Origin of the sequence: Romboutsia sp. D33t1_170424_H2 (assembly GCF_015669105.1) — a bacterium.
Lineage (GTDB): Bacteria > Bacillota > Clostridia > Peptostreptococcales > Peptostreptococcaceae > Romboutsia_C > Romboutsia_C hominis.
The window spans coordinates 1-2,502 of the sequence record NZ_JADOZQ010000033.1; the positions used below are offsets into that span (position 1 = coordinate 1).

1 rRNA gene is annotated in these 2,502 nt (G+C 51.1%); it reads right to left on the bottom strand.

What is annotated here, in order from left to right:
* Positions 1–2,502: ribosomal RNA gene (locus tag I4U66_RS14550) — 23S ribosomal RNA — on the bottom strand; the annotation flags it as partial.

Sequence of the window (2,502 nt, forward strand, 5' to 3'; positions counted from 1 at the left end):
GGTCAAGTCCTCGACCTATTAGTATCGATAAGCTAAATACATTACTGCACTTACACCTTCGACCTATCAACCAGGTAGTCTTCCTGGGGTCTTACCCTTACGGTGGGAAATCTTATCTTGAAGTTGGCTTCGCGCTTAGATGCTTTCAGCGCTTATCCATTCCGTACATAGCTACCCAGCCATGCCCTTGGCAGAACAACTGGTACACCAGAGGTACGTCCATCCCGGTCCTCTCGTACTAAGGACAGGTCTCCTCAAATTTCCTACGCCTGCGACGGATAGGGACCGAACTGTCTCACGACGTTCTGAACCCAGCTCGCGTACCACTTTAATGGGCGAACAGCCCAACCCTTGGGACCTACTACAGCCCCAGGATGTGATGAGCCGACATCGAGGTGCCAAACCTCCCCGTCGATGTGGACTCTTGGGGGAGATAAGCCTGTTATCCCCAGGGTAGCTTTTATCCGTTGAGCGATGGCCCTTCCATGCGGAACCACCGGATCACTAAGTCCGACTTTCGTCCTTGCTCGACCTGTATGTCTTGCAATCAAGCTTCCTTTTGCCTTTACACTCTTCGCACGATTTCCGACCGTGCTGAGGAAACCTTTGAGCGCCTCCGTTACTTTTTGGGAGGCGACCGCCCCAGTCAAACTGCCCACCTGACGGTGTCCCAAGACCTGATTCAAGGCCTCTGGTTAGGATCCCAGTACTACAAGGGTGGTATCCCAAGGATGACTCCACACAGACTGGCGTCCATGCTTCATAGTCTCCCACCTATCCTGTACATGTAGTACCAAGACCCAACGTCAAGCTACAGTAAAGCTCCATGGGGTCTTTCCGTCCTGTCGCAGGTACCCGGCATCTTCACCGGGATTACAATTTCACCGAGTCTATTGTTGAGACAGTGCCCAAATCGTTACGCCTTTCGTGCGGGTCGGAACTTACCCGACAAGGAATTTCGCTACCTTAGGACCGTTATAGTTACGGCCGCCGTTTACTGGGGCTTAAGTTCACTGCTTCGAATTGCTCCTAACAGATCCCCTTAACCTTCCAGCACCGGGCAGGCGTCAGCTCCTATACATCGTCTTGCGACTTAGCAGAAACCTGTGTTTTTGGTAAACAGTCGCTTGGGCCTATTCTCTGCGGCCATCCAAAGGATGGCACCCCTTATCCCTAAGTTACGGGGTCATTTTGCCGAGTTCCTTAACAATAGTTCTCTCGCTGGCCTTAGGATACTCTCCTCACCCACCTGTGTCGGTTTACGGTACGGGCACCTTTAACCTCGGTAGAGACTTTTCTCGACAGTGTGAAATCAGCTACTTCGCAAAAGGGCTCCCCATCGTACCCTAGCATTATCAAGACGGATTTGCCTATCTTGACTGCCTCAGTACTTAGCCACACATAACCAACAGTGTGGTTAGCTTATCCTACTGTGTCATCCCATTCCTCAAACGGTTATTGGTGGTACAGGAATATCAACCTGTTGTCCATCACCTACGCCTTTCGGCCTCGGCTTAGGTCCCGACTAACCCAGGGCGGACGAACCTTCCCCTGGAAACCTTGGGTTTACGGCCCGTGGGATTCTCACCCACGTCTCGCTACTCATGCCAACATTCTCACTCGTATACTGTCCACATGTCCTTACGGTCATGCTTCAGCCTGCATACGAAGCTCCCCTACCCATCATAAATGATGCCGTAGCTTCGGTAGTACGTTTTAGCCCCGGAAATTTTCGGCGCAGGATCACTCGACCAGTGAGCTATTACGCACTCTTTAAATGAGTGGCTGCTTCTAAGCCAACATCCTGGTTGTCTGTGCAATCCCACATCCTTTACCACTTAACGTACATTTAGGGACCTTAGCTGACGATCTGGGCTGTTGCCCTCTTGACTATGAATCTTATCACCCACAGTCTGACTCCTGAGCAAAAGAAGACGGCATTCGGAGTTTGATAGTCTTCGGTAAGTGCAATACCCCCTAGGACATTCAGTGCTCTACCTCCGTTTCTCTAAGCTCAAGGCTAGCCCTAAAGCTATTTCGGGGAGAACCAGCTATCTCCGGGCTCGATTGGAATTTCACCGCTATCCACAAGTCATCCCCGAGCTTTTCAACGCTCGTGGGTTCGGTCCTCCACGAAATTTTACTTTCGCTTCAACCTGCTCATGGATAGGTCGCCCGGTTTCGGGTCTACGTCAAGTAACTTAAATCGCCCATTTAAGACTCGCTTTCGCTACGGCTCCACACCTTAAGTGCTTAACCTTGCTACTTAACGTAACTCGTTGGCCCGTTCTACAAAAAGTACGCGGTCACACAAGAAATGTGCTCCCACAGCTTGTAAGTGCAGGGTTTCAGGTTCTATTTCACTCCCCTCCCGGGGTTCTTTTCACCTTTCCCTCACGGTACTATGCGCTATCGGTCACTAGGTAGTATTTAGGCTTGGAGGATGGTCCCTCCTGCTTCCCACAGGGTTTCACGTGTCCCGTGGTACTCTGGATCATATCT